The 25,882-nt window shown below is 57.2% G+C and carries 23 protein-coding genes and 1 riboswitch; of the genes, 10 read left to right on the forward strand and 13 right to left on the reverse strand.

Features of this window, described 5'->3' with window-relative positions:
• Positions 1–361 precede the first annotated feature (361 nt).
• Positions 362–2,503, forward strand: coding sequence for a TonB-dependent siderophore receptor (locus SPG90_RS14185; protein WP_047173608.1), 2,142 nt, complete (start codon positions 362–364; stop codon positions 2,501–2,503).
• An 83-nt stretch (positions 2,504–2,586) separates the two neighbouring features.
• Here the strand turns inward: SPG90_RS14185 and parE are convergent, their stop codons facing one another.
• From parE to nudF, 5 genes are read right to left on the reverse strand one after another with little or no spacing between them, the layout of a single operon-like run.
• The gene (parE, locus tag SPG90_RS14190) at positions 2,587–4,479 is read right to left on the reverse strand and encodes a DNA topoisomerase IV subunit B (protein WP_163354168.1); all 1,893 of its coding nucleotides are present in this window, start codon (positions 4,477–4,479) and stop codon (positions 2,587–2,589) included.
• 28 nt (positions 4,480–4,507) lie between these two features.
• On the reverse strand, positions 4,508–5,089 hold the full coding sequence (yqiA, locus tag SPG90_RS14195; protein ID WP_047173609.1) for an esterase YqiA: 582 nt from the start codon (positions 5,087–5,089) through the stop codon (positions 4,508–4,510).
• Positions 5,089–5,916 carry a 3',5'-cyclic-AMP phosphodiesterase gene (gene cpdA / locus SPG90_RS14200; RefSeq protein ID WP_023309202.1) on the reverse strand — a complete coding sequence of 276 codons (828 nt, stop codon included), beginning with the start codon at positions 5,914–5,916 and terminating at the stop codon, positions 5,089–5,091. The genes yqiA and cpdA overlap by 1 nt, the downstream gene beginning before the upstream one ends.
• A 27-nt stretch (positions 5,917–5,943) precedes the next feature.
• A complete protein-coding gene (locus tag SPG90_RS14205) occupies positions 5,944–6,366 on the reverse strand; it encodes a DUF1249 family protein (protein WP_003862516.1) in 423 nt (140 codons plus the stop codon).
• Positions 6,363–6,995, reverse strand: coding sequence for an ADP-ribose diphosphatase (gene nudF / locus SPG90_RS14210; RefSeq protein WP_045404031.1), 633 nt, complete (start codon positions 6,993–6,995; stop codon positions 6,363–6,365). Before nudF ends, SPG90_RS14205 begins: the two co-directional genes overlap by 4 nt.
• A 204-nt stretch (positions 6,996–7,199) precedes the next feature.
• On the opposite strand from nudF, the gene tolC reads away from it, so the two are divergent.
• From tolC to SPG90_RS14225, 3 genes are all read left to right on the forward strand, one after another.
• Positions 7,200–8,678 carry an outer membrane channel protein TolC gene (gene tolC, locus SPG90_RS14215; RefSeq protein ID WP_032659905.1) on the forward strand — a complete coding sequence of 493 codons (1,479 nt, stop codon included), beginning with the start codon at positions 7,200–7,202 and terminating at the stop codon, positions 8,676–8,678.
• A gap of 189 nt (positions 8,679–8,867) precedes the next feature.
• On the forward strand, positions 8,868–9,536 hold the full coding sequence (locus tag SPG90_RS14220; protein ID WP_023309204.1) for a DUF1190 family protein: 669 nt from the start codon (positions 8,868–8,870) through the stop codon (positions 9,534–9,536).
• A 2-nt stretch (positions 9,537–9,538) separates the two neighbouring features.
• A complete protein-coding gene (locus SPG90_RS14225) occupies positions 9,539–10,699 on the forward strand; it encodes a glutathionylspermidine synthase family protein (RefSeq protein ID WP_126303098.1) in 1,161 nt (386 codons plus the stop codon).
• Between the two features lie 92 nt (positions 10,700–10,791).
• Here SPG90_RS14225 and ygiD read toward each other — a convergent pair whose 3' ends face one another.
• Positions 10,792–11,580, reverse strand: coding sequence for a 4,5-DOPA dioxygenase extradiol (gene ygiD / locus SPG90_RS14230; RefSeq protein WP_126303100.1), 789 nt, complete (start codon positions 11,578–11,580; stop codon positions 10,792–10,794).
• A 196-nt stretch (positions 11,581–11,776) separates the two neighbouring features.
• On the opposite strand from ygiD, the gene zupT reads away from it, so the two are divergent.
• Positions 11,777–12,550, forward strand: a complete 774-nt coding sequence (gene zupT / locus SPG90_RS14235) for a zinc transporter ZupT (RefSeq protein WP_126303101.1) — start codon at positions 11,777–11,779, stop codon at positions 12,548–12,550.
• Positions 12,551–12,581: 31 nt separating this feature from the next.
• On the opposite strand, the gene ribB is transcribed toward zupT, so the two are convergent.
• On the reverse strand, positions 12,582–13,235 hold the full coding sequence (gene ribB, locus SPG90_RS14240; protein WP_023309208.1) for a 3,4-dihydroxy-2-butanone-4-phosphate synthase: 654 nt from the start codon (positions 13,233–13,235) through the stop codon (positions 12,582–12,584).
• Positions 13,236–13,341: 106 nt separating this feature from the next.
• Positions 13,342–13,492: riboswitch (FMN riboswitch) on the reverse strand.
• Between the two features lie 119 nt (positions 13,493–13,611).
• On the opposite strand from ribB, the gene ubiK reads away from it, so the two are divergent.
• The gene (ubiK, locus tag SPG90_RS14245; protein ID WP_014071796.1) at positions 13,612–13,908 is read left to right on the forward strand and encodes a ubiquinone biosynthesis accessory factor UbiK; all 297 of its coding nucleotides are present in this window, start codon (positions 13,612–13,614) and stop codon (positions 13,906–13,908) included.
• Between the two features lie 114 nt (positions 13,909–14,022).
• Here the strand turns inward: ubiK and hldE are convergent, their stop codons facing one another.
• Genes hldE through SPG90_RS14260 form a run of 3 tightly spaced genes read right to left on the reverse strand, consistent with a single transcriptional unit; the run spans position 14,023 to position 19,672 of the window.
• Positions 14,023–15,453 (reverse strand): bifunctional D-glycero-beta-D-manno-heptose-7-phosphate kinase/D-glycero-beta-D-manno-heptose 1-phosphate adenylyltransferase HldE, encoded by a 1,431-nt coding sequence (gene hldE / locus SPG90_RS14250; protein ID WP_126303102.1) that lies wholly within the window; start codon positions 15,451–15,453, stop codon positions 14,023–14,025.
• Positions 15,454–15,493: 40 nt separating this feature from the next.
• Positions 15,494–18,349, reverse strand: coding sequence for a bifunctional [glutamate--ammonia ligase]-adenylyl-L-tyrosine phosphorylase/[glutamate--ammonia-ligase] adenylyltransferase (gene glnE, locus SPG90_RS14255; protein ID WP_322408203.1), 2,856 nt, complete (start codon positions 18,347–18,349; stop codon positions 15,494–15,496).
• 21 nt (positions 18,350–18,370) lie between these two features.
• On the reverse strand, positions 18,371–19,672 hold the full coding sequence (locus SPG90_RS14260) for an inorganic triphosphatase (RefSeq protein ID WP_322408204.1): 1,302 nt from the start codon (positions 19,670–19,672) through the stop codon (positions 18,371–18,373).
• Between the two features lie 229 nt (positions 19,673–19,901).
• Here SPG90_RS14260 and SPG90_RS14265 point away from each other — a divergent pair, with 229 nt between their 5' ends.
• On the forward strand, positions 19,902–20,522 hold the full coding sequence (locus tag SPG90_RS14265; RefSeq protein WP_024906484.1) for a TIGR04211 family SH3 domain-containing protein: 621 nt from the start codon (positions 19,902–19,904) through the stop codon (positions 20,520–20,522).
• A 60-nt stretch (positions 20,523–20,582) separates the two neighbouring features.
• Positions 20,583–21,824, forward strand: coding sequence for a multifunctional CCA addition/repair protein (locus SPG90_RS14270; protein WP_023309213.1), 1,242 nt, complete (start codon positions 20,583–20,585; stop codon positions 21,822–21,824).
• A gap of 10 nt (positions 21,825–21,834) precedes the next feature.
• Here the strand turns inward: SPG90_RS14270 and bacA are convergent, their stop codons facing one another.
• Both bacA and folB read right to left on the reverse strand, forming a co-directional pair.
• Positions 21,835–22,656: an undecaprenyl-diphosphate phosphatase gene (gene bacA, locus SPG90_RS14275; RefSeq protein ID WP_023309214.1), complete on the reverse strand. Its 822-nt coding sequence runs from the start codon at positions 22,654–22,656 to the stop codon at positions 21,835–21,837.
• A 105-nt stretch (positions 22,657–22,761) separates the two neighbouring features.
• Positions 22,762–23,130, reverse strand: a complete 369-nt coding sequence (folB, locus tag SPG90_RS14280; RefSeq protein WP_023309215.1) for a bifunctional dihydroneopterin aldolase/7,8-dihydroneopterin epimerase — start codon at positions 23,128–23,130, stop codon at positions 22,762–22,764.
• A gap of 107 nt (positions 23,131–23,237) precedes the next feature.
• Between folB and plsY the strand changes: the two genes are divergently transcribed.
• Together plsY and SPG90_RS14290 are read left to right on the forward strand one after the other, a co-directional pair.
• On the forward strand, positions 23,238–23,858 hold the full coding sequence (plsY, locus tag SPG90_RS14285; RefSeq protein WP_023309216.1) for a glycerol-3-phosphate 1-O-acyltransferase PlsY: 621 nt from the start codon (positions 23,238–23,240) through the stop codon (positions 23,856–23,858).
• A gap of 84 nt (positions 23,859–23,942) precedes the next feature.
• Complete coding sequence (locus SPG90_RS14290; RefSeq protein ID WP_023309217.1) at positions 23,943–25,409, forward strand: MFS transporter; 1,467 nt, start codon at positions 23,943–23,945, stop codon at positions 25,407–25,409.
• A 40-nt stretch (positions 25,410–25,449) separates the two neighbouring features.
• On the opposite strand, the gene SPG90_RS14295 is transcribed toward SPG90_RS14290, so the two are convergent.
• Positions 25,450–25,872, reverse strand: a complete 423-nt coding sequence (locus SPG90_RS14295; RefSeq protein WP_029740685.1) for a MarR family winged helix-turn-helix transcriptional regulator — start codon at positions 25,870–25,872, stop codon at positions 25,450–25,452.
• Between the last annotated feature and the right edge of the window lie 10 nt (positions 25,873–25,882).

Consider the following 25,882-nt stretch of genomic DNA (forward strand, 5'->3'; position numbering starts at 1 on the left):
GCAACAAATATAAATAAAAATCATTCTCTTTTGAGAGTTTGACGCTGCGCCATGTAGTAGTCAAGAGAAGAAACACCCTGATAAAACCAGGGATAAGTCTAAGGGAGAATGAACAAGAAAGGACTTTTAAAAGCATTTAATTCAATAAGTTAATAATTATCCCGCTGCGCTTATACGCCCGGATAAACGTTGTAGCCGATTTTTGCTTTTTTCCATTTACTACTACATTCGCGCATGATTGAATGATTCTCAATTACATGTCCGATGCCCGCCGTGGCTAACGGACAGACCGTAAAGGGCAATGACTCACACATTTTTCCGCGAAACGTCATTCGCGGGATATTTCGGGATAACAGATGTAATGGCTACGTTCACACCTTCACTCTCTGGGGTAAAAGGGCGCGCGCTCTTTTCACTGCTGTTCATGGCGCCGCTGGTGCAGGCAGCAGATAACACCGCGACTAAAGACGGCGAAACGCTTACTGTCACCGCCGATCCAAATACGACGGCGGAGGCCACGAATGGCTATCAGCCGTTGAATACCTCTACCGCGACGTTAACCAACATGCCGATGCTGGACATCCCGCAGGTGGTCAATACCGTCAGCGACAAAGTGCTGGAGGATCAGCATGCCACCACGCTGGATGAAGCGCTCTATAACGTCAGCAACGTGGTGCAGACCAACACCCTGGGCGGTACGCAGGATGCCTTCGTGCGCCGCGGGTTTGGCGCGAACCGCGACGGGTCAATCATGACTAACGGCCTGCGCACCGTCCTGCCGCGCAGCTTTAATGCCGCAACCGAGCGCGTGGAGGTGCTGAAAGGCCCGGCCTCGACCCTATACGGTATTCTCGACCCCGGCGGCCTGATCAACGTCGTCACCAAACGCCCGGAGAAGACCTTCGGCGGCTCACTTTCCGCTACCTCGTCCAGCTTTGGCGGCGGCACCGGACAGGTTGATGTTACCGGCCCGATTGACGGCACGCGTCTGGCGTATCGCCTGACGGGCGAATATCAGGACGAGGATTACTGGCGTAATTTCGGCAACGAACGCAGCACCTTTATCGCCCCGTCGCTGACCTGGTTCGGCGACGATGCCACTGTGACCGTGCTCTATTCGCATCGCGACTATAAAACGCCGTTCGATCGCGGAACGATCTTCGATCTCAACACTAAAAAAGCCGTCGACGTCGATCGTAAAACCCGCTTCGACGAACCGTTTAACGTGACCGACGGCCAGTCCGATCTCGCTCAGCTCAACGCGGAGTATCGCCTCAACAGCCAGTGGACCGCGAAGTTCGACTACAGCTACAGCCAGGATAAATACAGCGATAACCAGGCCCGCGTGATGGCCTACGATTCAAAAACCGGCAACCTGACCCGCCGCGTGGATGCGACCCAGGGCTCGACCCAGCGTATGCACACGACGCGCGCGGATCTACAGGGAAACGTGGACATCGCGGGCTTTTACAATGAGATCCTGACCGGCGTGTCGTATGAGAATTACGATCTGCTGCGTACGGACATGATCCGCTGTAAGAACGTTAAGGATTTCAATATTTACAACCCGAGCTACGGCAGCCTCGGCAAGTGCACCACCGTCTCGGCATCCGACAGCGATCAAACCATCAAGCAGGAGAGCTACTCCGCCTACGCGCAGGACGCGCTGTACCTGACCGATAAGTGGATCGTCGTCGCCGGAATGCGCTATCAGTATTACACCCAGTATGCGGGGAAAGGCCGTCCGTTTAACGTGAACACCGACAGCCGCGACGACCAGTGGACGCCGAAGCTGGGTCTTGTTTATAAGCTCACCCCGGCGGTCTCGCTGTTTGCCAACTATTCCCAGACGTTTATGCCGCAGTCGTCCATTGCGAGCTACATCGGCGACCTGCCGCCGGAAACGTCTAACGCATATGAAATCGGCGCTAAGTTTGACCTGTTCGACGGCATTACTGCCAATATCGCGCTGTTTGATATCCACAAGCGCAACGTGCTGTACACCGAAAGCATTGGTGATGAAACCGTCGCCAAAACCGCGGGCCGCGTGCGCTCCCAGGGCGTGGAGGTGGATCTTGCCGGCTCGCTGACCGAGAACACCAACATTATCGCCAGCTACGGCTATACCGACGCGAAGGTGCTTGAAGACCCGGACTATGCGGGCAAACCGCTGCCGAACGTACCGCGCCATACCGGCTCCCTGTTCCTGACCTACGACATTCACAATGCGTTTGCCGGGAATACCCTGACGCTGGGCGGCGGCGGGCACGGCGTAAGCCGTCGTTCCGCAACCAACGGCGCGGATTATTATCTGCCGGGCTATTTCGTGGCGGATGCGTTTGCAGCGTATAAGATGAAGCTACAGTATCCGGTGACGCTGCAGGTGAACGTGAAAAATCTGTTTGATAAGACCTACTACACGTCGTCCATTGCGACCAACAACCTGGGCAACCAGATTGGCGATCCGCGCGAAGTGCAGTTGACGGTGAAGATGGAGTTTTGACGTAAAAAAGCCCGGTGGCGCTAACGCTTACCGGGCCTACGATCCATTCCCTCTCCCTGTGGGAGAGGGTTAGGGTGAGGGCATCAGGCCTCAATATCCGCCATATCGCCTTTCTCCTGCAGCCAGTTACGTCGGTCTTCCGAACGTTTCTTGGCAAGGAGCATATCCATCATGGCGTTGGTTTGCTGTTCGTCTTCTTCGCTGATCGTCAGCTGCACCAGACGGCGCGTGTTCGGATCCAGCGTCGTTTCGCGTAGCTGCATCGGGTTCATCTCGCCCAGCCCTTTAAATCGCTGCACGTTCGGTTTGCCCTTCTTGCGCTTCAGCTGTTCCAGCACGCCCGCTTTCTCTTCTTCCGTCAGCGCGTAGTAAACCTCTTTGCCAAGGTCGATACGGTACAGCGGCGGCAGCGCCACGTGGACGTGACCGTTTTTCACCAGCGTTTTGAAATGCTTCACGAAGAGCGCGCACAGCAGCGTGGCGATGTGCAGACCATCGGAGTCCGCATCCGCGAGGATACAGATCTTGCCGTAGCGCAGCTGGCTCAGATCGTCGCTGTCCGGATCGATACCGATCGCTACCGAGATATCGTGCACTTCCTGCGAGGCCAGCACTTCATCAGAAGAGACCTCCCATGTATTCAGGATCTTACCCTTGAGCGGCATGATCGCCTGATATTCACGATCGCGCGCCTGCTTGGCCGATCCGCCCGCCGAGTCCCCTTCCACGAGGAAAAGCTCGGTACGGTTGAGATCCTGCGCGGTACAGTCCGCAAGCTTGCCCGGCAGCGCAGGGCCGCTGGTCAGCTTTTTACGCACCACTTTCTTCGCGGCACGCAGACGACGCTGGGCGCTGGAAATCGCCATTTCGGCCAGCATCTCTGCCGCCTGCACGTTCTGGTTCAGCCACAGGGTAAACGCATCTTTCACCACGCCGGAGACGAATGCCGCGCACTGACGTGACGACAGGCGCTCTTTGGTCTGGCCGGCAAACTGCGGATCCTGCATCTTCACGGAGAGCACGTAGGCGCAGCGATCCCAGATATCTTCCGCCGACAGCTTCACGCCGCGTGGCAGAATATTGCGGTATTCGCAGAACTCACGCATCGCGTCCAGCAGCCCCTGACGCAGGCCGTTGACGTGCGTACCGCCGAGCATGGTCGGGATCAGGTTAACGTAGCTTTCCGTCAGCAGCTCGCCGCCTTCCGGCAGCCACAGCAGCGCCCAGTCCACGGCTTCGGTATCGCCGCTAAAGTTACCGACAAACGGTTTTTCCGGCAGCGTTGGCAGGCCGTTTACCGCTTCGCACAGGTAGTCGTTCAGACCGTCGGCGTAGCACCAGGTTTGTGCGGTATTGTTAACATGATCGGTAAAGGTGATTTCCACGCCCGGACACAGCACCGCTTTGGCTTTCAGCAGGTGCGTCAGGCGAGAAACGGAAAAGCGCGGGCTGTCGAAGAAGCTTTCGTCAGGCCAGAAGTGGACGCTGGTGCCGGTATTGCGTTTGCCGCACGTGCCGACAACCTGCAGATCCTGCACCTTATCGCCATTTTCAAACGCGATGTTATAGACCTGACCGTCGCGACGAACGTTCACTTCCACGCGTTTGGACAAGGCGTTCACGACGGAAATGCCCACGCCGTGCAAACCACCGGAGAACTGGTAGTTCTTGTTGGAGAACTTACCGCCCGCGTGCAGACGACAGAGGATCAGCTCAACGGCAGGCACGCCCTCTTCCGGGTGGATATCCACCGGCATGCCGCGCCCGTCGTCGATGACTTCCAGCGACTGATCGGCGTGCAGGATAACGTCGACGCGTTTGGCATGGCCCGCCAGCGCTTCGTCCACACTGTTATCAATAACTTCCTGGCCCAGATGGTTTGGGCGCGTCGTATCGGTGTACATCCCCGGGCGGCGGCGAACCGGCTCAAGCCCGGTGAGGACCTCAATGGCATCAGCGTTATAGGTTTGCGTCATGATTTAAACTAGCAATTCGCATTGATTGTCAGTGGCTGTGCAGTCCAAGAAAATCGACAATCTGGGTGAAATGATTCTCAAAGCCCGTGAAAGCATGGTTTCCGCCCTCTTCTATAGTCTGGCGGCAGGAGGCGTAATACGCCACTGCCTGGCGGTAATCCAGCACTTCATCACCCGTCTGTTGCAGCAGCCAGATGAGATCCGGCGCCTCAAGCGGGTCGACCTGCATAACTTTGAGATCGTAAATATGGCGTGACTCTAGCACATATTGCTGCCCGGTGTAGGGGTTCTCGTTTTCGCCAAGAAAGTCCCTCAGCAACTCAAATGGCCGAACCGCCGGATTAACCACAACGGCAGGTAGCATGAAGCATTGTGAGAGCCAGGTGGCGTAATACCCGCCCAGCGAGGAACCGACCACACCGAAGGTTTCGCCGCCGTGCGCAAGCACAATCGATTCCAGCATCTCCGCGGCCTCTGCCGGGTAAGGCGGCAGCTGAGGGATAATCATCTCAACGTCGGGGTGATGCTCGCTCAGCCACTGGCGAAACAGTGTCGCTTTTGCGGAGCGCGGCGAGCTGTTGAATCCGTGCAGATAAAGGAGCGTAGACATCAATAGCCTTCTGAAGCGGTATCCGGGCGGAATTTTGCACCGGTCAAACGGCAGACTTCCGTGGTCAGCGAGCCGTCGGCATGCAGTTCCAGCCAGCGCCAGCCTGGCGCGATGGTATCCAGCGTAAAGTTGGCGCAGTGCGGCTTAAACTGAACGCAGGTCGATGGCGTCGCCAGCATGCGGCGTCCGTTCCAGTCGAGATCCTGTTCCTGGTGAATATGCCCACACAGCAGATTTTTCACCCGCGGGAACTTGGCCAGCACGCGATCCAGCGCTGCGGAGTTGCGCAGGCTGTGCTGATCGAGCCAGCTGCAGCCCGCCGGCAGAGGATGATGATGCAGCAACAGCAGCGTGTGGCGTTCAGGTTCAGCAGCCAGTTTGGTCTCAAGCCAGTCGAGCTGAAACTCGCTTAACTCACCGTGCGGGACGCCAAACACCTGGCTGTCCAGCAGCAGGATCTGCCACTGTTCACCCGCAAAAACACATTTCGCCGGCGAAATGCCCGCATCCTGAAGAGAACTGTACATAGCGGGCTGGAAGTCATGGTTTCCTGGCAGCCAGACGCAAGGCACGCTAAAGCTCGCGATGCCTTCAGCAAAATGCTGGTAGGCCGCGGAGGACTGATCCTGCGCCAGATCGCCCGTTGCGACAATCAGATCGCATGCACGGTTTTCAGCGTGAATGGCGCTAAGCACCGCCTGATAACTCTCCCAGGTGTTAACCCCCAGTAGCGTCTCATGCTTTTCGGCAAAAAGGTGGGTATCGGTGATTTGTAATATCCTGACTGGCGCCCCACCAGCAACAGTCAGGTTCAACAGGCTTTCCAAATGGTGTCCTTAGGTAGGTTTATGACGCTAACAAACCGGAATCGCCATTGCTCCATGTGCTAAACAATATCTTAGCCAGTCGGCTAAAAACTGGTTAATTTGATGCTTTTCGTCGCGTTGATGCAACTTTTTATTCGGGTAATCATACCGCGCCTTGAAGCGAAAGATCTGCTGGCTTGAACACACTTCAGCGACCATCGCGTCGTGATAGAGGCGCACCGTCATCGACGGCAGGCTCCAGTAGCTAATGCTGGGTGCCGTTTGCTCAATCTCCACCAGCGTAGTGTAGCGCGTTGATTCTGTTATCGTTAACCGATACTGCGCGTTGCTCACCTGATAGCTTACCGTTTCGCCGGGTGCGTCGTTTCGCGGCAGCAGGCGGCGCAGCTGTGCGAAATTGGTTTCGCACAGGCGCATCATTTCTGGGAAGTCAGGCGTATAGCGCTTCATTTTTTCCACTCGTTTCGTAATGTCTGATAATGCAGCTGTAGCCATTGCAGGGCGATGACAGACGCTGCGTTGTCGATTTTCCCCTCTTCTACCCACTGATAAGCCTGTTCCCGGCTCACCACATGAACCCGAATATCTTCGTTTTCATCTGCCAGACCGTGGATCCCTTCCGCCGTCGTGGCGTCCACTTCGCCCACCATAATGGACAAGCGCTCGCTGGTACCGCCCGGGCTCGCCAGATAGCTCAGCACCGGCCTGGTGCGACCCACCACCAGTCCGGCCTCTTCCAGCGCCTCGCGCCGGGCGACGTCTTCAACCGTTTCGCCTTCTTCGATCATCCCGGCCACCATCTCCAGCAGCCACGGGCTCTCACTGACGTCATAAGCGGCGATGCGGATCTGCTCCACCAGCACAACTTCGTCACGCACTGGGTCAAAGGGTAGCAAGACTGCTGCATGCCCGCGCTCAAAAATTTCGCGTCTGATTTCGCCGCTCATTTCCCCGTTAAACAGGCGATGCCTGAAACGGTAAAGATCCATTGAAAAAAAACCGCTATAAAGCGTTTCTCGTGCAATAATTTCTACATCGTTTTTGGCGAATGTCACGGGCAACTTTTCTGGTTTTTGCATGAGTCGAGTCCTGGTAGCAATGGTGATGAAATTGTGAATTTCAAGGCTGTTTGGCTGCCGTTTGTAAGGCTATATGGTAGATTGGTGCAAATTACCGCCAGATGGCACGTTACGCCAACCTTTTGGTATGGAAGATTCTGTTAGAATCGGCAATTATTTTTTAATTAGATCAGCGCTAATACTGCTTCACAACAAGGAATGCAAATGAAGAAATTGCTCCCCATCCTTATCGGCCTGAGCCTGACGGGCTTCAGTGCAATGAGCCAGGCGGAAAACCTGTTACAGGTCTACCAGCAGGCACGTCTGGGCAACCCTGATTTACGTAAATCAGCGGCCGATCGTGATGCTGCGTTTGAAAAGATTAACGAAGCGCGTAGCCCCTTGCTGCCACAGTTAGGTTTAGGTGCAGATTATACCTACAGCAACGGTTTCCGCGACGCTAACGGCGTAAACTCCAATGCTACCAGCGCCTCACTGCAATTGACACAGACGCTGTTTGATATGTCCAAATGGCGCGCCCTGACCCTGCAGGAAAAGAGTGCGGGTATTCAGGATGTGACCTATCAGACCGACCAGCAGACGCTGATCCTGAACACTGCCACGGCGTACTTCAACGTGCTGAGCGCGATTGACGCACTCTCCTACACCGAAGCGCAGAAACAGGCGATTTACCGCCAGTTAGATCAAACCACCCAGCGTTTCAACGTGGGCCTGGTGGCGATCACCGACGTGCAGAACGCCCGTTCACAGTACGATACCGTGCTGGCTAACGAAGTGACCGCGCGTAACAACCTCGACAACGCGCTGGAATCCCTGCGTCAGGTCACCGGGAATTACTATCCTGAGCTGGCGTCGCTGAACGTGGACAGCTTCAAAACGGATAAACCGCAGGCCGTTAACGCCCTGCTGAAAGAGGCGGAAAACCGCAACCTGAGTTTGCTGCAGGCGCGTCTGAGCCAGGACCTGGCCCGCGAGCAAATTCGTCAGGCGCAGGACGGCCATCTGCCAACCCTGAGCCTGAGCGCGTCTACCGGTGTCTCTGATACGACCTACAGTGGCTCTAAAACCAATACGTCCCAGTATGACGACAGCAATATGGGTCAGAACAAAGTAGGTCTGAGCTTCTCCCTGCCGCTGTACCAGGGCGGCCAGGTCAACTCTCAGGTGAAACAGGCGCAGTACAACTTTGTTGGCGCGAGCGAGCAGCTGGAAAGCGCCCACCGCAACGTGGTGCAGACCGTACGTTCCTCCTTTAACAACGTGAACGCCTCGATCAGCAGCATCAACGCCTATAAACAGGCCGTTGTGTCTGCACAGAGCTCCCTGGATGCGATGGAAGCGGGCTACTCGGTCGGTACACGTACTATCGTGGACGTGCTCGACGCGACCACCACGCTGTACAACGCGAAACAGCAGCTCTCAAGCGCGCGTTACCAGTACCTGATTAACCAGCTGAACATCAAACAGGCTTTGGGTACGCTGAACGAGCAAGATCTGCAGATGCTGAACAGCGCGCTGGGCAAACCGGTCTCCACCTCTCCGGACAGCGTTGCACCGGAGAATCCGGAGCAGGTTGCCGCGGTTGATAACTTCAACGCTAACAGCAACACCCCTGCGGCACAGCCGGCCGCTGCGCGTACCACTACATCCGCCAGCAAAGGCAATAATCCGTTCCGTAACTAAGAGTGTCATCAGGTCCACTGCGGCCTGATGCCCTCTCCCCGCCCTCTCCCACAGGGAGAGGGCGCATCTGAATCACATCCGAACGTAAGCCAACGTAAAGATCCCCCTGATTCCGCCCCTCTTCGCTTCATTTTCAACCACTCATCCTCTATCCTGAGCGTTATTACCACTGGGTCCTGGAAGACAAAGATGAAACGGACAAAATCTATAAATCACGCTTCGTTCCGTAAGAGCTGGAACGCGCGTCACCTCACCCCTGTTGCGCTGGCGGTCACGGCTGTCTTTATGCTGGCAGGCTGTGAGAAAAATGACGAAACGGTTTCGCTGTATCAAAACGCGGACGACTGCTCTGCCGCCACTGGTAAAGCGGCCGAATGTAAAACGGCCTACACCAGCGCGCTGAAAGAAGCGGAACGTACCGCGCCGAAATATGCCTCACGCGAAGACTGCGTGGCGGAGTTTGGTGAAGGTCAGTGCCAGCAGGCACCGGCTCAGGCCGGCACCGCACCTGAAAATCAGGCTCAGGCGCAGTCCAGCGGCAGCTTCTGGATGCCGCTGATGGCAGGCTACATGATGGGTCGCCTGATGGGTGGCGGTGCGGGCTACCAGCAGCAGCCGCTGTTTAGCTCGAAAAACCCGGCCAGCCCGGCTTACGGTCAATATACCGATGCCAGCGGCAAAGGCTACGGCGCAGCGACCCCTGGCCGCACCGTGACCGTACCGAAAACGGCGATGGCGCCGAAGCCTGCGACGACCAGCACCATCACCCGCGGCGGGTTTGGTGAATCTGTGGCGAAGCAGACCAGCATGCAGCGCAGTGCGACAGGCACCTCCTCTACTCGCTCAATGGGCGGCTAATCATGGAACGAGTCAGTATCACCGAGCGCCCGGACTGGCGCGAAAAAGCCACCGAGTACGGTTTTAACTTCCACACCATGTACGGCGAGCCGTACTGGTGTGAAGACGCCTATTACAAGCTCACGCTGGCTCAGGTGGAAAAACTGGAAGAGGTGACGGCCGAGCTGCACCAGATGTGCCTGAAGGTCGTGGAAAAGGTCATCGACAGCGACGAGCTGATGGCAAAGTTCCGCATTCCGAAGCACACCTGGGGCTTTGTGCGCCAGTCGTGGAAAACGAATCAACCTTCGCTTTACTCTCGCCTGGATCTGGCGTGGGACGGCAAAGGCGAGCCTAAGCTGCTGGAAAACAACGCCGATACGCCAACCTCTCTGTATGAAGCGGCGTTCTTCCAGTGGATCTGGCTGGAAGACCAGGCCAATGCCGGAAACCTGCCGGAAGGCAGCGACCAGTTTAACAGTCTGCAGGAAAAGCTGATTGAGCGTTTTGCCGAGCTGCGCGAACAGCATGGCTTTAACCTGCTCCATCTCGCCTGCTGCCGCGACACGGAAGAAGACCGTGGCACGGTTCAGTATCTGCAGGACTGCGCCGCCGAAGCGGAAGTGGCGACCGAGTTTCTCTATATCGAGGATATCGGCCTGGGTGAAAAAGGTCAGTTCACGGACATGCAGGACCAGGTGATCAGCAACCTGTTCAAGCTCTACCCGTGGGAATACATGCTGCGCGAGATGTTCTCCACCAAGCTGGAAGATGCTGGCGTGCGCTGGCTGGAACCGGCCTGGAAGAGCATTATCTCCAACAAAGCCCTGCTGCCGATGCTGTGGGAGATGTTCCCGAACCATCCGAACCTGCTGCCGGCGTACTTTGCAGAAGATGATTACCCGCAAATGGAGAAGTACGTCGTTAAGCCGATCTTCTCCCGCGAAGGCGCGAACGTGTCGATTATCGAAAACGGCAAGACGCTGGAAGCGGTTGAAGGGCCATACGGCGAAGAAGGGATGATCGTCCAGGAGTTCTGGCAACTGCCGAAATTTGGCGACAGCTATACCCTGATTGGCAGCTGGCTCATCAACGATCAACCGGCCGGGATTGGCATTCGCGAAGATCGCGCGCTGATCACGCAGGATCTGTCACGCTTTTATCCGCACATTTTTGTCGAATAGGCCGCAGCCTGATGCCCTCACCCCGCCCCTCTCCCACAGGGAGAGGGTGCAAACACTAAAAACGGCAACCTGAGGTTGCCGTTTTGCTTTTATTATCCCACCTGCACCGACAGCATACTCAAACTCCCCATCTCGATACCGTCGACCGGGATCGTCACCGGCTCCTGACCATCCCACGCGCCAAGAACGTACAGCAGCGGCAGGAAGTGTTCCGCCGTCGGGTTAGAGAGCGAACCGCCTTCGTGATCCAGATAGTTCACCAGCGGGTGCTCCTCAGCCGGGCCTTGCCAGGTCAGGTTCGCTTTGACGTAGTCGTTAAAAGAGGTTGCCCACGGGTACGTCGTGTTCTCACCGTGCCAGCGTGCGGTACGCAGGTTATGCACCACGTTGCCGCTCGCCACCAGCATGATGCCTTCATCACGCAGGGTTGCCAGCTTACGCCCCATCTCCAGATGCCAGGCCGCCGGTTTAGTACTGTCGATGCTCAACTGCACCATCGGGATATCCGCGTCAGGATACATTTTAATCAGCACGCCCCAGGAGCCATGGTCAAAGCCCCAGGCTTCTTTATCCAGCGTCACAGGGACAGGCGCCAGCAACTCTACCAGCTTTTGCGCCAGCGCAGGCGAGCCGGGGGCCGGATAATGCGTGTCGTACAGCGCCTGTGGGAAGCCGCCAAAATCATGAATGGTTTTTGGCGCTTCCATGGCGGTCACGCCTGTCCCACGGGTAAACCAGTGCGCAGACACCACCACGATCGCTTTCGGACGCGGCAACGTCTCGCCCAGATGACGCCAGGCGCGGGTATAGACGTTGTCTTCCAGAACGTTCATTGGGCTACCGTGGCCTAAAAACAGGGCTGGCATACGGGAAGAAGTCATGGTGATATCCTTACAGAAGGTGTCAATTTAATGGTGCTACATTACGCGCAATCCGGCAAAGATGAACGCAGATAAGCGTGAAGATCATCATCAGGAAATTTGAATGTAAGGAATGTGTAAAGCCGGGTTTTCACCCTCGCTTTGCCAGAAATGGATCATTTATATTAATGAGAATGATTATCAAAAGGAGCAATGCATGTCAGTCCCCTTGATCCTGACCATACTGGCGGGCGCCACGACCTTCATCGGTGCGATCCTCGGCGTGCTCGGCCAAAAGCCCTCTAACCGAGTACTGGCCTTTTCACTGGGCTTTGCTGCCGGGATCATGCTGCTCATCTCCCTGATGGAGATGCTGCCTGCCGCGTTGGGCACTGAAGGCATGTCTCCGCTGCTGGGCTACGGCATGTTTGTCTTTGGCCTGCTGGGATACTTTGCCCTCGATCGGATGCTACCACACGCGCATCCGCAGGATTTAATGCAGAAAAACGTGACGCCCATGCCGCGCAATATCAAGCGTACCGCCGTGCTGTTAACGCTTGGCATCAGCCTGCACAACTTCCCGGAAGGGGTCGCTACCTACGTGACGGCCAGCAGCAATCTTGAGATGGGCTTTGGCATCGCGCTGGCGGTCGCCTTACACAATATTCCTGAAGGACTGGCCGTCGCCGGACCCGTGTATGCCGCAACGGGATCGAAACGCACCGCGGTGTTCTGGGCGGGTATTTCCGGGATGGCCGAAATCCTCGGTGGCGTGCTGGCCTGGCTGATTCTTGGTAGCCTGGTCTCTCCAGTAGTGATGGCGGCAATCATGGCAGCGGTAGCCGGGATCATGGTTGCGCTTTCGGTGGATGAACTTATGCCGCTGGCGAAGGAGATCGATCCTAACAACAACCCCAGCTATGGCGTGCTGTGCGGAATGTCGGTGATGGGATTAAGTCTGGTTCTGCTGCAGACTGCAGGAATCGGGTAAAAAAACGCCGGGACTTCCCGGCGTTTTTATTTCAGCTGGCTTTGCGCTCGTGCGCCTGGCGATACTCAACCAGATCTTCAATCGTGACCACCGGCATGTTGTGCAGGCGGGCAAAAGTGATGCACTCCGGCGCGCGCGCCATGGTGCCATCATCGTTGGTCAGTTCGCACAGCACGCCAGCAGGTTTGAAGCCAGCCAGCGTCACCAGGTCGATCGTCGCTTCGGTGTGACCACCGCGGGTCAACACGCCGCCCGCCTGCGCACGCAGTGGGAAGACGTGGCCAGGACGGTGCAGATCGGATGGTTTGGCACCATCAGCAATCGCTGCACGTACGGTGGTCAGACGGTCAGCCGCAGACACACCGGTGGTCACACCATGCGCTGCTTCAATGGTCACGGTAAAACCGGTACCAAAGGCGCTGGTGTTGTTTTCGACCATCATCGGCAGATCGAGCTGCTTACGACGATCTTCATTAATACACAGGCATACGATGCCGCTGCCGTGACGGATGGTCAGCGCCATCTGTTCAACGGTCATGTTTTCGGCGGCGAAAATCATGTCGCCTTCGTTTTCACGGTTTTCATCGTCAAGCACCATCACACCGCGGCCTTCGCGCAGTGCATCCAGTGCATGTTCAACACGTTGAGTTGAAGTGCCAAAAGAGGAAAGTAGCGTCTGATTCATGGTAAAAAAACCTCATTAACATTATGGTTACCAGAATCAGGGCAGTCTTAGGAGCGCCGTATAAGCGGCAAAAAGATAACGTGAGCGGGCCCATGCCCGACTTGATCGTTACTCTCTCCCATCCGGACTCTAACCGTCGGCCCCGGAATTACACCGGATCTGCTGACCTTTGAGTTTTCACCCAAAGCGCTCGCGGGCTTTCAGCGTCACGCTGATTTACCGCCGGTGGGGAATTTCGCCCCGCCCTGAGAATAAGCGAGATAACTATAACGCTATTGATTATCCTGGGCAATGCATAAGCATCAAACAATTTTGTTTACCCCGGGCATGACGCGCTACAATGGACACTAACACTTTTCCATCAAGGGAAACGCCAATGATTGACCCGAAAAAAATTGAGCAGATCGCGCGTCAGGTTCATGAATCTATGCCAAAAGGCATTCGTGAATTTGGTGATGACGTAGAAAAGAAAATCCGCCAGACGCTGCAGGCGCAGTTGGTTCGCCTTGATTTAGTCAGCCGTGAAGAGTTTGACGTGCAGACCCAGGTTCTGCTGCGCACCCGCGAGAAGCTGGCGCTGCTGGAACAGCGTCTGACCGAGCTGGAAAACCGCAATGCGCCGGAAGAAGTGAAGCCGGCACCGGCTATTCCACCGGTGGACGACCAGGAGTAAGTGCTGGTTGTATCGCCCGGTGGCACTTCGCTTACCGGGCATACATATACGCGTAGGTCGGGTAAGGCGCAGCCGCCACCCGACATAAAAAAACGGACCAGCTGGCCCGTTTTTTTACTGACTGTCCTTCTGGATCTTCTTGATGATGTTGGTGGTTGAGCACCCGTCCTCAAAGTTGAGCACCATCACCTCGCCGCCGTTCGCCCAGACCTCTTCGCTACCCGCGATTTGCTCCGGCTTGTAATCCCCGCCCTTGACCAGCAGGTCCGGCAGAATGCCGGCAATCAGGCGCTGCGGGGTATCTTCTTCAAACGACACCACCCAGTCCACGGCTTCCAGCGCGCCGAGTACAATCATGCGCTGCTCGAGCGGGTTCACCGGACGCGTTTCGCCCTTCAGGCGTTTCGTCGATGCATCGCTGTTAACCGCCACAATCAGGCGATCGCCCAGCTTGCGCGCGTTCGCCAGATACGAAACGTGACCCGCGTGCAGAATGTCGAACACGCCGTTAGTCATCACCACTTTTTCACCACGCTTGCGCGCGGCGGCGACGGCCACCTTGAGCTCGTCTTCGGTCATGACGCCAAAACCGGTATCCGCACGACCGCGCACCGCGTTTTCCAGCTCGATTGGCGAAACGGTTGAGGTACCGAGTTTACCGACGACCACGCCCGCCGCGGCGTTAGCGAAGTAGCACGCCTCTTCCAGCGAGTTTCCTGCTGCCAGCGTCGCCGCCAGCACGCCGATCACCGTATCACCGGCACCGGTCACGTCGTACACCTCCTGCGCCTGGGTTGGCATATGCAGCGGCGCTTTGCCCGGCTGCAGCAGCGTCATCCCCTGCTCGGAGCGGGTGACCAGCAGCGCGGACAGCTCAAAGTCAGCAATGATCTTCATGCCGCGCTCAACCAGCTCTTCCTCGGTTTTGCACTTGCCCGCCACAGCTTCAAACTCGGAGAGGTTTGGCGTCAGCAGCGTCGCGCCGCGATAGCGCTCAAAGTCGGTCCCTTTCGGGTCGATCAGCACCGGCACGCTGGCTTTACGCGCCAGCTGAATCATCGTCTTCACGCTCGCCAGCGCGCCTTTGGCGTAGTCGGACAGCACCAGCGCGCCGATATTGCCCAGCGCCTGGTTGATACGCTCGTGCAGCGGCTCGGGATCAACGCCTTCGAATCCTTCTTCAAAGTCGAGGCGGATCAGCTGCTGGTTGCGCGACAGCACGCGCAGCTTGGTGATGGTCGGGTGGGTCGGAACAGAGACGAAGTCGCACTTCACGTTCACGTCCGCCAGCGACTTGCTCAGCGCGCGCGCCGCATCGTCGATGCCGGTCAGGCCCACCAGACGCGACTGCGCGCCCAGAGAGGCAATGTTCATCGCCACGTTTGCCGCGCCGCCGGGACGCTCTTCAATGGTGTCGACCTTAACCACCGGTACCGGTGCTTCCGGAGAGATGCGGCTGGTAGGCCCATACCAGTAGCGATCCAGCATCACATCTCCAACAACCATTACCCCAGCACGTTCAAACTCTGGCAGTGTTACTTTCATTCCTGACTCCAGAAAGATTCACAATTTGCGCGCGATAATATCACACTTGATTTGTTACGCACGGTTCCACCAGCCACTTCTGCCAGCTGGCCGTTACCTGAGCACGTTCATGAGCAAAACAGTCCAGCGCCACGTGCCCCGGCTGCTCCTGCAGCGCCAGGTGATGAAGCTCATCGCGAAGCGTCGTGTAGGCGCGGGTTAAAGCCTGCGCCTCCTGCTCGTCCATGATGTCATTTTGCGCCAGCAGCTCCAGAATGCGCACATTATCGGACCAGCGCGTCAGCTTCGGCTTGTCGTGGGCGTGCAGCAGCACCAGATACTGGGTAATGAACTCAATATCGGTAATCCCGCCCTCGTCGGCTTTAATATCAAAGCGATCGCGGTGTTTATTGCCGAGATGCGCGCGCATTTTCTCACGCATTTCCCGCACTTCTGTTTGTAATGTGGCGCCCTCTCGCACCGTCGTCATAACGTCCTTACGGATGACGTCAAACTGCGTTTTGAGCTGCGGATCGCCATACACCACGCGAGCGCGCACCAGCGCCTGATGCTCCCACGTCCAGGCTTCATTCTTCTGGTAATCGGCGAAGGATTCCGTTGAGGTCACCAGCATGCCCGCCGCGCCGGACGGACGCAGACGGGCATCCACTTCATACAAAATGCCCGACGAGGTGCGGGTGCTGAACAGGTGCATGATGCGCTGCGCCAGGCGCAGGTAGAACTGACGCCCGTCAATTTCACGCTCGCCGTCGGTCATTACGTCAACCGGGCAGTCGTGCAAGAAGATTAAATCCAGATCGGAGCTGTATCCCAGCTCCCAGCCGCCGAGCTTGCCGTAACCCACCACGGCAAACCCTCGCCCCTCACGGTCAGCAAGGTGCTTCGGCTGGCCGTAGCGGGCCACCATCTGCACCCACGCCTGATGGACCACCGCGTCGATGATCGCCTCTGCCAGCCAGGTTAAGTGATCGCTCACTTTCATCACCGGCAGCGTTCCGGCAATGTCCGCCGCCGCCACGCGCAGCATCTGCGCCTGCTTAAACTGGCGCAGCGCCTCCAGCTGTTGCTCTTCGTCCTCTTCCGGCACGCGCAGCAGATACTGACGCAGCTCGTCCCGGTAGGCATCCGTCGCCGTTGGCTGATACAGCGTGTTCGGATCGAGCAGCTCATCCAGCAGCAGCGGGTAACGCGCCAGCTTGTTGGCCACCATCGGCGACGCGGCGCAGAGCGTAATCAGGTGTTTCAGCGCCCCCGGAAACTCGCTTAAAAGTTCCAGATACGTGGTACGCGTGATGATCCCGCTCAGCAGCGGCATCATGCGCGACAGCGGCACCGGCGCGTCCGCCCGCGAGCAGACCTCGCTCAGGAGGTGCGGCATCAGGTGATCCAGCACCTGACGGCCGCGCGGGCCGATGGCGCGTTTGTTCAGCTCAAGACGGAAATCAGCGATCAGCGCCACCACGCGGTGGCGCGCGTCGTCGGTTAAGTGCGTCAGCACCGGCGTGGTGTCATCTTCCTGGAGCGCGTCCTGCCACAGCTCGCGCCAGTGCTCGGAAAGGGCATCGTCCGGTGATTCACTTTCGTCATCACCGATCAGCTCGTTGAAGATGCGGCGCACGCCTGCCATATGGGCATCCAGCCGTTCGGTTAACGCGACCCAGTCGTCCACGCGCATGCCCCAGGCCAGGCGCGCCCGGTTAAGGTCATCGCCCGGCAGGGTCTGGGTCTGTTCGTCATTGATGCTTTGCAGCAGGTTTTCCAGACGGCGCAGAAACAGATAGGCCTCGCGCAGGGTTTGCGCATCGCCGTCCGGAAGCAGGTGCAGCTGCTCGATGGCGCTCAGGGTCGGCAGCAGCGAGCGGGACTGCAGGGACGGCTCACGGCCGCCGCGAATAAGCTGGAAGACCTGGACGATAAATTCAATTTCGCGGATGCCGCCCGCGCCGAGCTTGATGTTGTCCTTCAGCCCGCGCCGGCGCACCTCACGGGCGATCATCCCTTTCATGTTACGCAGGGACTGGATCACGCTGAAGTCGATATAGCGACGGAATACGAACGGGCGCAGCATGGCGCGCAGCTCGTTGGCGTAAGCGTCGTCGCTGTCGCCCATGATCCGCGCTTTAACCATCGCATAGCGCTCCCAGTCGCGCCCCTGCTCCTGGTAGTAATCCTCCAGCGCGGCAAAGCTCAGCACCAGCGGTCCGCTGTCGCCAAACGGGCGCAGGCGCATATCCACGCGGTAAACAAAACCGTCCTGCGTCGGCTGATCCAGCGCCTTAATCAGACGCTGGCCGAGGCGGGTAAAGAACTGGGCGTTGTCGAGCTCGCGACGGCCGCCGCGCGTGGAGCCGTTCTCGGGCCAGGCAAAAATCAGGTCGATGTCGGAGGAGAAGTTCAGCTCGCAGCCGCCCAGCTTGCCCATCCCCAGAATCAACAGCGGCTGAGGAACCCCTTCCTCGCTGCACGGCGTGCCCCACTCTTTACAGCAGGCGGCGTAGAGCCAGTCGCGCGCGGCGACAATCAGCGTTTGCGCCAGCTCGCTTAACTGCTGCAGCGTGCTCTCTTCGCTCACCAGCTCCAGCGCCTGAGCCCAGGCAATGCGCACCATCACCCGACGGCGGAACTGACGCAGGACGCGCATCAGCGTCGCTTCATCCGCAACGTCTTCGAGCGCGGTTTGCAGCCAGCCGGCATACTGCCGCCACTCATCCGCCTGCGGCGGTGCGTTCTCAAGCTCCGCCAGCCAGTCCGGGTTGGCGGCGATACTTTCCTGCACAAAATCACTGAAGGCGAGCACGCTCTTCGCCTGCTCGCTTAACGATGACGCCGGTAATGACTCAGGCAGACGTTCGCAAACGGTCTGCCACTGCTGCTGTAACGGTGAAGAAAGCGGCATTATAGGGGTTCCTTGCCAGAGTTAACGTTTTCCGCTGTGCAGCCAGAACGGCTCCTGCGAAATGGCCTCGTTACGGAAATGCTCAATCTCAATATGCTGGCGGGTTTCAATGGCATGCTTCAGCCCCTGCCAGTTTTCCAGCCAGGCCTGGGTTTTAACGCCGTCATAAGCGCCGGAAAGCAGCAGCATGTTGTCGATGTTGCGCGACAGACGAGGAAGCTGATCGCCATACCGATCGCCGAGCGGATACGCAAAGGTGCTCTTCAGCTCGGCGGCATGACGGGAAAGATGAATATCCGCGAAACGCTTAAAGTTTTCCGCGATTTTGGTCTCGGCTTTCGCATCCAGGAAGGCGCGCCAGCCGCGCGTCACCAGAAACTCGGTCAGCGCCAGTTTTGCCGTCGCGGCTTGCGGGCTGTAGATTGCCGTTTGCGCCGATACGTCGGAGAGCATCAGCGTTTCGGTTTGCGTCAGCAGGTCACGTAAGTGAGCGCTCGCTTTGCGAGGAACAATACCGCCGAACAGCGTCAGGGTATGGCGCACCAGGGCAATCGCCGCCAGCACGTGGGATTTCGCGTTTTTCACATTTCGCACCCACAGCTCTTCATGGTATTGCCACTGAGAAAGCGCCAGCTCCAGCGCGGCTTCCAGCCCCTGTTCAACGCTGGCTTTTGGCGCAACGTGCAAAATGGTCGTCTCTTTCAGCACGCGCGGCGCATTTCCGGCGGCCAGATGGTAACCCCGCGCAGCTTTACTCAGGCTTCCCTGACGCAGTCCGGACTGGTTCACCAGCCTGCGCGCCAGCTTCAGCACGTCATTTGCGTCCCCTTCCAGCAGCTCAAGCTCGAGTTCGCAAATCGGTTCCTGGAACTCACCCGCCTTCACGTCCCCCAGATCGAGGGCGATTTCGATGCGGCTTTTGCCTTCCGTCACCAGCCATTTCTCGCGCCAGAAATCGGTGCTGAACAGTGGCTGCACCTGTTCCGCCAGCGTGGAAGGCAGCTCGCCATCCGGCCAGACTTCCGCCGGGAAACGTTCCAGCTCAAGTTCCGGCTTGCTGATGTCGATATTGTATTCCGGGCGCTGATGTAAACCGCCGACCACGCGGCCGGCAATTTTCATCGTCATCTCGTAGCGCCCGCTCGCGCCGCGGATGCGCAGCCCCATATCATGGCGGCGCAGCCAGCTGTCTGGCGTTTCATAATAGATATTAAGCAGTTGTACCGGTGCATGGTGTTCGCCGGAAAGCGTATGCAGATGCTGGCGGAGTGCGTCAACGCTGTCTTTTTCGACGATAAACTTTAATTCGATTTCTTGTGCCATAGCCTTGTACTTTTGCGGGCGTCACAGACGCGTCAATGAGGGCGAACTTCCTCGCCATTTGTTTGTCAGTACATAGTATTTTGCGCCAAATTGCCATGCAATGAGCAATTTGTCGGGCGTAAATGTATAGAGTCGTGACACAGATGATTCTGATTGCTGACGAATGCTTTGCGTAGAGACACTGTTGCCACTACTATCGTTCCACTATTTATGAAAATAACGACTAATGATGCTTAAATTACGCCTGATTGGACTTACTTTACTCGCTTTTAGCGCCGCAACCGCAGTGCACGCTGAAGAGAAGCGTTACGTTTCTGACGAACTGAACACCTGGGTACGCAGTGGCCCTGGAGATAATTATCGCCTCGTGGGCACGGTGAATGCCGGCGAGGAAGTCACCCTGTTACAGACCAACGCGGACACCAATTACGGTCAGGTTCGCGACAGTACCGGCCGTACGTCCTGGATCCCGCTGAAAGAGCTGAGCACCGTGCCAAGCCTGCGCACCCGCGTGCCGGATCTGGAAAACCAGGTGAAGACCCTGACCGATAAGCTGAACAACATCGACGGCACCTGGAACCAGCGCACCGCTGAAATGCAGCAGAAAGTGGCGCAAAGCGACGGTGTGATTAACGGTCTGAAAGAAGAGAACCAGAAACTGAAAAACGAGCTGATTGTCGCGCAGAAGAAGGTGAATGCCGCTAATCTGCAGCTCGACGACAAACAGCGCACCATCATCATGCAGTGGTTTATGTATGGCGGCGGCGTGCTGGGCGTGGGTCTGGTGCTGGGTCTGGTGCTGCCGCATCTGATCCCAAGCCGCAAGCGTAAAGACCGCTGGATGAACTAATTCGTCTTCTCTGCCAGACTTACGTATCATTCTGGAAAAGAGAAAACGGGAGAGTTGGGCGTGAAGAGTTATCTTGTCGGTGGTGCGGTACGTGATGCGTTGTTAGGTCTGCCGGTCAAAGATAAAGACTGGGTGGTGGTTGGCGCCACCCCTGAAGAGATGCTCGACGCGGGCTACCAGCAGGTAGGCCGCGATTTTCCCGTGTTCCTGCACCCGAAAAGCCGTGAAGAGTATGCCCTGGCGCGTACCGAGCGGAAATCGGGCTCGGGCTATACGGGCTTCACCTGCTATGCCGCGCCGGACGTCACGCTGGAGCAAGATCTCCTGCGCCGCGATCTCACCATCAACGCGCTGGCGCAGGACGAAGACGGGCAGATCGTAGACGCCTATGGCGGTCAGGACGATCTGCGCAACCGCCTTTTGCGTCACGTCTCCCCGGCGTTTTCAGAAGATCCGCTCCGCGTGCTCCGCGTGGCGCGCTTTGCCGCGCGTTACGCCCATCTCAGTTTCCGTATTGCCGATGAAACAATGGCGCTGATGACCGCCATGACCGAGGCGGGCGAGCTTGAACACCTGACGCCAGAGCGCGTCTGGAAAGAGACGGAAAATGCCCTCACCACGCGCAACCCGCAGGTCTTTTTCCAGGTCCTGCGCGACTGCGGCGCGCTGAAGGTGCTGTTCCCGGAAATAGACGCGCTGTTCGGCGTGCCTGCTCCGGCGAAATGGCACCCGGAAATTGATACCGGCGTACACACGCTGATGACGTTGAGCATGGCCGCCATGCTCAGCCCTGACGTGGACGTGCGCTTTTCCACCCTGTGCCACGATCTCGGCAAAGGCCTAACGCCAAAAGAATTCTGGCCTCGCCACCACGGGCACGGCCCGGCAGGGGTGAAGCTGGTCGAGGGGCTGTGCCAGCGTCTGCGCGTGCCGAACGAGATCCGCGATCTGGCGAAACTGGTGGCCGAGTTCCACGATCTGATCCACACCTTCCCTATCCTGAAACCGGCCACCATCGTTAAGCTTTTCGATAACATCGACGCCTGGCGCAAACCCCAGCGCGTAGAGCAAATCGCGCTGACCAGCGAAGCTGACGTGCGCGGTCGAACCGGGTTTGAAGCGTGCGATTACCCGCAGGGACGGTTACTGCGTAAAGCCTGGGACGTAGCGAAAGCGGTGCCCACGAAGGACGTTGTCGAAGCAGGATTCAAAGGACCGGAAATTCGCGAAGAGCTCACGAAACGGCGAATTCAGGCGGTGTCGGACTGGAAGGAAAAGCATTGCCCTCAGCCGAAAGACTGAGGGCCATCGGTCAGAAGAAGACCACGTACACCGCAGCCGCCACGATAAAGCGATAGATCGCGAACGGAATAAACGAGATACGCTTAATCAGCTGCAGGAAGGTTTTAATGGCAATCAGCGCCACGATAAAGGCGGTGATGAAGCCAACGGCGAACATCGGAATGTCGCCAGCCGTCAGGAAGTGATAGCTCTTATAGACGTCGAGTACGGTGGCGCCCATCATCATCGGCACCGCCAGCAGGAACGAGAACTCTGACGCGGCGTAACGGCTTACGCCCATCAGCATCCCGCCGGAGATGGTAGCGCCTGAACGCGAGAAGCCCGGCCACAGCGCCAGACACTGGAAGCAGCCAATGATAAACGCCTGACGATACGTCATGTCGTCCAGGCCTTCCGCGCGCGGCGTTTTTGGCTTCAGCACTTCCGCGGCGATCAGCAGTAAGCCTCCCACCACCAGCGCGTACATTACGTTAATCGGGTTAAACAGAGATTTGATGACGTCGTGGAACACCAGGCCCAGCACCACCGCAGGGATCATCCCGAGCAGAATATGGATCAGTGACAGACGACCTTTACCGGCCCCCTCGTGCTGAGGCGGACGGCCAAAATGGATGCCGATCAGGCCAAACAGGCGACGCCAGAACATCACGACCACCGCCAGAATAGACCCCAGCTGGATCACCACTTCAAACGTTTTTGCGGTATCGCCTTCAAAGCCCAGCAGATGGCCAACGATAATCATATGGCCCGTACTGGAGACCGGCAAAAACTCCGTCAATCCTTCGACCACACCCAGTATTGCCGCCACCAGCAGCGAGTGCATATCGCTCATCTATAAACCCCTAAAAAGATATAAAAAAACGGTGTCCCATACGGACAACCGATAAGATACAGTCTTGAGACCGGTATAACCTAAAATGGTTTAGCTATTATGACGTTAAATCTTTCCTTTCAGATTTGTGCCACGCTCGATAATGACCCCTACGTTGGCAGCTCGCGCCACCGCGCCCGGCTTGCTCAGCTTGATGCGCACCCACGGTGAGTTGAATTTTTTCAACAGCAATTCTGCGACTTCTTCCGCCACCCGTTCGACCAGCGCAAAACGTTGCCCTTCAACGTGGGCGATGACCGTTTCACTGATATCGGCATAGCTCAGACAGTCGTTCACGTCATCGCTTTTTGCCGATTTGCGGTTATCCCACCCCATTTCGATATCGAACACCAGTTTCTGCTCGATGGTCTGTTCCCAGTCGTAAACACCAATTGTGGTGATTACCGAAAGTTGCTCTATAAATACAATATCCATCACGACCTGCCTGCTTTTTGGCTAAACCGGATACCACTTCCGGCGAATTATGCGTATTATCCACAGATGCTGAGAATACAGATACATTTTCAAAACGGAACAGCGTTATGAGTGCAATCGCGCCTGGAATGATCCTCCTCGCCTATCTTTGCGGCTCAATCTCCAGCGCCATTCTGGTCTGCCGCATTGCCGGGTTACCTGACCCGCGTGAAAATGGTTCCGGGAATCCGGGGGCGACCAACGTACTACGAATTGGCGGCAAGGGAGCAGCCGTAGCGGTTTTGATTTTTGATGTTCTGAAAGGGATGTTGCCCGTCTGGGGCGCCTATGCGCTGGGCGTCACGCCGTTCTGGCTGGGGCTCATTGCGATTGCTGCCTGCGTCGGCCACATCTGGCCCGTATTCTTCGGCTTTAAAGGCGGTAAAGGTGTGGCGACCGCCTTTGGTGCCATTGCACCTATCGGCTGGGATCTCACCGGCGTAATGGCCGGGACGTGGCTGCTCACCATTCTTCTGAGCGGCTATTCGTCGCTGGGCGCAATCGTCAGCGCGCTGATCGCCCCGTTCTACGTCTGGTGGTTCAAACCCCAGTTCACCTTCCCGGTGTCGATGCTCTCCTGTCTTATCCTGCTGCGCCATCACGACAATATTCAGCGCCTGTGGCGTCGTCAGGAGACCAAAATCTGGACGAAGCTCAAGAGAAAGAAAAAAGACGCTCCAAAGGGTTAGTTATGCCTTATAGCCAAATGTGATTTTGGTCACCTTCTGCCTGTGGTAACTGTTAGGGACACAACACAACCACATAAGAAGAAAATGGCTGAAATCACAGAATCAACTCCCCTTTCAACGGCAGGTATTCCCCCTGATGGCGACATCCAGTGGGTGCGCAGCGCTTCGGATGTATCACGCCTCGTTAATGACGGTTCTCAGGGCCGGACAAACGCCCGTATCGTGGTCGGTATCGCTTTGGGCGGCATTTTCCTCGATGCCTACGATCTGGGCGCGCTGGCGTTCGGCATTAAAGACATCACCCGCGAATTTAGCCTGACGCCCGCCGGTACCGGTATGGTGGCCTCGGCGATTACCTTTGGTGCCATTGTCGGGGCGCTGCTAGGCGGCTATCTCACGGATAAAATCGGGCGCTACCGCGTTTTTATGGCTGATATGGTGTTCTTCGTGGTGGCAGCGATAGCCTGTGCGCTGGCCCCGAACGAATATGTGCTCGCGGGTGCCCGCTTTGTGATGGGGCTGGGGGTCGGGATCGACCTTCCCGTGGCGATGGCGTTTTTAAGCGAGTTCGCCAGGCTAAAAGGGCCCGGAAATAAGGCTTCCAGCGTCGCGATGTGGTGCCCCACCTGGTATGCCGCCATCAGCATCTCCTACCTGCTGGTGCTTTTCTTCTACGCCGTGCTGCCGGAGAGCCACAGCGACTGGCTGTGGCGTTTGATTCTCGGCTTTGGCGCGGTGCCCGCGCTGGTGATTATCGCCATCCGCAGCCGCTATATGAGCGAATCTCCGGTCTGGGCAGCGAATCAGGGCAACCTGAAAGAGGCAGCGTCCATTTTGCGGCAGTCGTACAACATCAACGCCCACGTACCGCAGGACGCGCTCGGCCAGCCAGCCCCTGTCGTGAATAAAGCGAAATGGTCAAATTATCTGAACCTGTTCCGCGGCATCTACTTGCGTCGCACGACGCTCGCCACGCTGCTTTCCGTGGTCTCGTCGTTTGCCTATAACGCCGTGGCGTTTGGCCTGCCGGTGATCATCTCCAGCTTCTTCGTCCAGTCGATGCTCACCACCATTCTCATTTCTCTGGCGCTTAACCTGCTGTTTGCCTTCGTCGGCGGACTGCTGGCGGTACGCTACGTGCCGCGCTTCGGCGCCTGGCGGATGTCGCTGGCGGGTTATGCCTGCCAGCTTGTGGCGCTACTGGGTCTGGCGCTGATTGGCAGACCAGACGGTGCCTCTGAAGGGGTGCTCGCCGTGGCGATGCTGGCGCTATTCCTGTTCGGTCAGGGCTTCGGCCCGGGCGCGCATACCATGACGTTTGCCTCGCTGAGCTACCCAACCTCGCTGCGCGGCGTGGGCGTGGGCCTCAACCAGACGCTGATGCGCAGCAGCTCGACGCTGTCGCTGTTTCTGTTCCCGCTGCTGGTCGCCTCGCTGGATACCGCCGTGTTCTGGGTGATTGCGCTGGCGCCGTTTATCGGCCTGGCGTCGCTGCTGGCGATCCGCTGGGAACCGTCCGGATATGATGTGGATGCAGAGGACTATCGGTAACGACACATTACTTCGGTGGGTTCAACCCACCGAAGGGTTATTACAAATCGTCGAGCAGCGTTCGGGAAAGTTTTTTTAGCGTCTCAAGCTCATCGTCATTCATCCTCATGCTGCAGCGAATCTGATCCGGCAATGCCATCACCCGTTTCTTCAGGTCTTTGGCCTTGTCGGTCAGTACAACATTTTTCATCCTTTCATCACCCACAACCGCGATACGGTTGAGGAATCCTTTTGCCTCAAGCTTTTGTACAAGCGGGGTCAATGTGCCCGAATCAAAAAACGTCTTATCGCTGAGATCGCGAAGTGGAATGTCGTCTTTCTCATAAAGCGCCATCAAAACAACGAATTGCGGATAGGTCAGATCCATCTCTTGCAGTAAGGGGCGATACTGGCGAACAAACGCGTTGGTGACCGAGTACAGTGAGAAGCAAAGTAAATCGTCTAGCGTTTTGTTTTCTTTCATTTTTCTATCA

Origin of the sequence: Enterobacter sp. D2, assembly GCF_034427575.1 — a bacterium.
GTDB classification, from domain to species: domain Bacteria; phylum Pseudomonadota; class Gammaproteobacteria; order Enterobacterales; family Enterobacteriaceae; genus Enterobacter; species Enterobacter cloacae_M.

What these genes read in the sequence shown, in the direction of transcription:
- SPG90_RS14185 (WP_047173608.1), top strand. Translation starts at nt 362, where the DNA reads ATGGCTACGTTCACACCTTCACTCTCTGGGGTAAAAGGGCGCGCGCTC.
- parE (WP_163354168.1), bottom strand. Translation starts at nt 4,479, where the DNA reads ATGACGCAAACCTATAACGCTGATGCCATTGAGGTCCTCACCGGGCTT.
- yqiA (WP_047173609.1), bottom strand. Translation starts at nt 5,089, where the DNA reads ATGTCTACGCTCCTTTATCTGCACGGATTCAACAGCTCGCCGCGCTCC.
- SPG90_RS14205 (WP_003862516.1), bottom strand. Translation starts at nt 6,366, where the DNA reads ATGAAGCGCTATACGCCTGACTTCCCAGAAATGATGCGCCTGTGCGAA.
- nudF (WP_045404031.1), bottom strand. Translation starts at nt 6,995, where the DNA reads ATGCAAAAACCAGAAAAGTTGCCCGTGACATTCGCCAAAAACGATGTA.
- tolC (WP_032659905.1), top strand. Translation starts at nt 7,200, where the DNA reads ATGAAGAAATTGCTCCCCATCCTTATCGGCCTGAGCCTGACGGGCTTC.
- SPG90_RS14220 (WP_023309204.1), top strand. Translation starts at nt 8,868, where the DNA reads ATGAAACGGACAAAATCTATAAATCACGCTTCGTTCCGTAAGAGCTGG.
- SPG90_RS14225 (WP_126303098.1), top strand. Translation starts at nt 9,539, where the DNA reads ATGGAACGAGTCAGTATCACCGAGCGCCCGGACTGGCGCGAAAAAGCC.
- ygiD (WP_126303100.1), bottom strand. Translation starts at nt 11,580, where the DNA reads ATGACTTCTTCCCGTATGCCAGCCCTGTTTTTAGGCCACGGTAGCCCA.
- zupT (WP_126303101.1), top strand. Translation starts at nt 11,777, where the DNA reads ATGTCAGTCCCCTTGATCCTGACCATACTGGCGGGCGCCACGACCTTC.
- ribB (WP_023309208.1), bottom strand. Translation starts at nt 13,235, where the DNA reads ATGAATCAGACGCTACTTTCCTCTTTTGGCACTTCAACTCAACGTGTT.
- ubiK (WP_014071796.1), top strand. Translation starts at nt 13,612, where the DNA reads ATGATTGACCCGAAAAAAATTGAGCAGATCGCGCGTCAGGTTCATGAA.
- hldE (WP_126303102.1), bottom strand. Translation starts at nt 15,453, where the DNA reads ATGAAAGTAACACTGCCAGAGTTTGAACGTGCTGGGGTAATGGTTGTT.
- glnE (WP_322408203.1), bottom strand. Translation starts at nt 18,349, where the DNA reads ATGCCGCTTTCTTCACCGTTACAGCAGCAGTGGCAGACCGTTTGCGAA.
- SPG90_RS14260 (WP_322408204.1), bottom strand. Translation starts at nt 19,672, where the DNA reads ATGGCACAAGAAATCGAATTAAAGTTTATCGTCGAAAAAGACAGCGTT.
- SPG90_RS14265 (WP_024906484.1), top strand. Translation starts at nt 19,902, where the DNA reads ATGCTTAAATTACGCCTGATTGGACTTACTTTACTCGCTTTTAGCGCC.
- bacA (WP_023309214.1), bottom strand. Translation starts at nt 22,656, where the DNA reads ATGAGCGATATGCACTCGCTGCTGGTGGCGGCAATACTGGGTGTGGTC.
- folB (WP_023309215.1), bottom strand. Translation starts at nt 23,130, where the DNA reads ATGGATATTGTATTTATAGAGCAACTTTCGGTAATCACCACAATTGGT.
- plsY (WP_023309216.1), top strand. Translation starts at nt 23,238, where the DNA reads ATGAGTGCAATCGCGCCTGGAATGATCCTCCTCGCCTATCTTTGCGGC.
- SPG90_RS14290 (WP_023309217.1), top strand. Translation starts at nt 23,943, where the DNA reads ATGGCTGAAATCACAGAATCAACTCCCCTTTCAACGGCAGGTATTCCC.
- SPG90_RS14295 (WP_029740685.1), bottom strand. Translation starts at nt 25,872, where the DNA reads ATGAAAGAAAACAAAACGCTAGACGATTTACTTTGCTTCTCACTGTAC.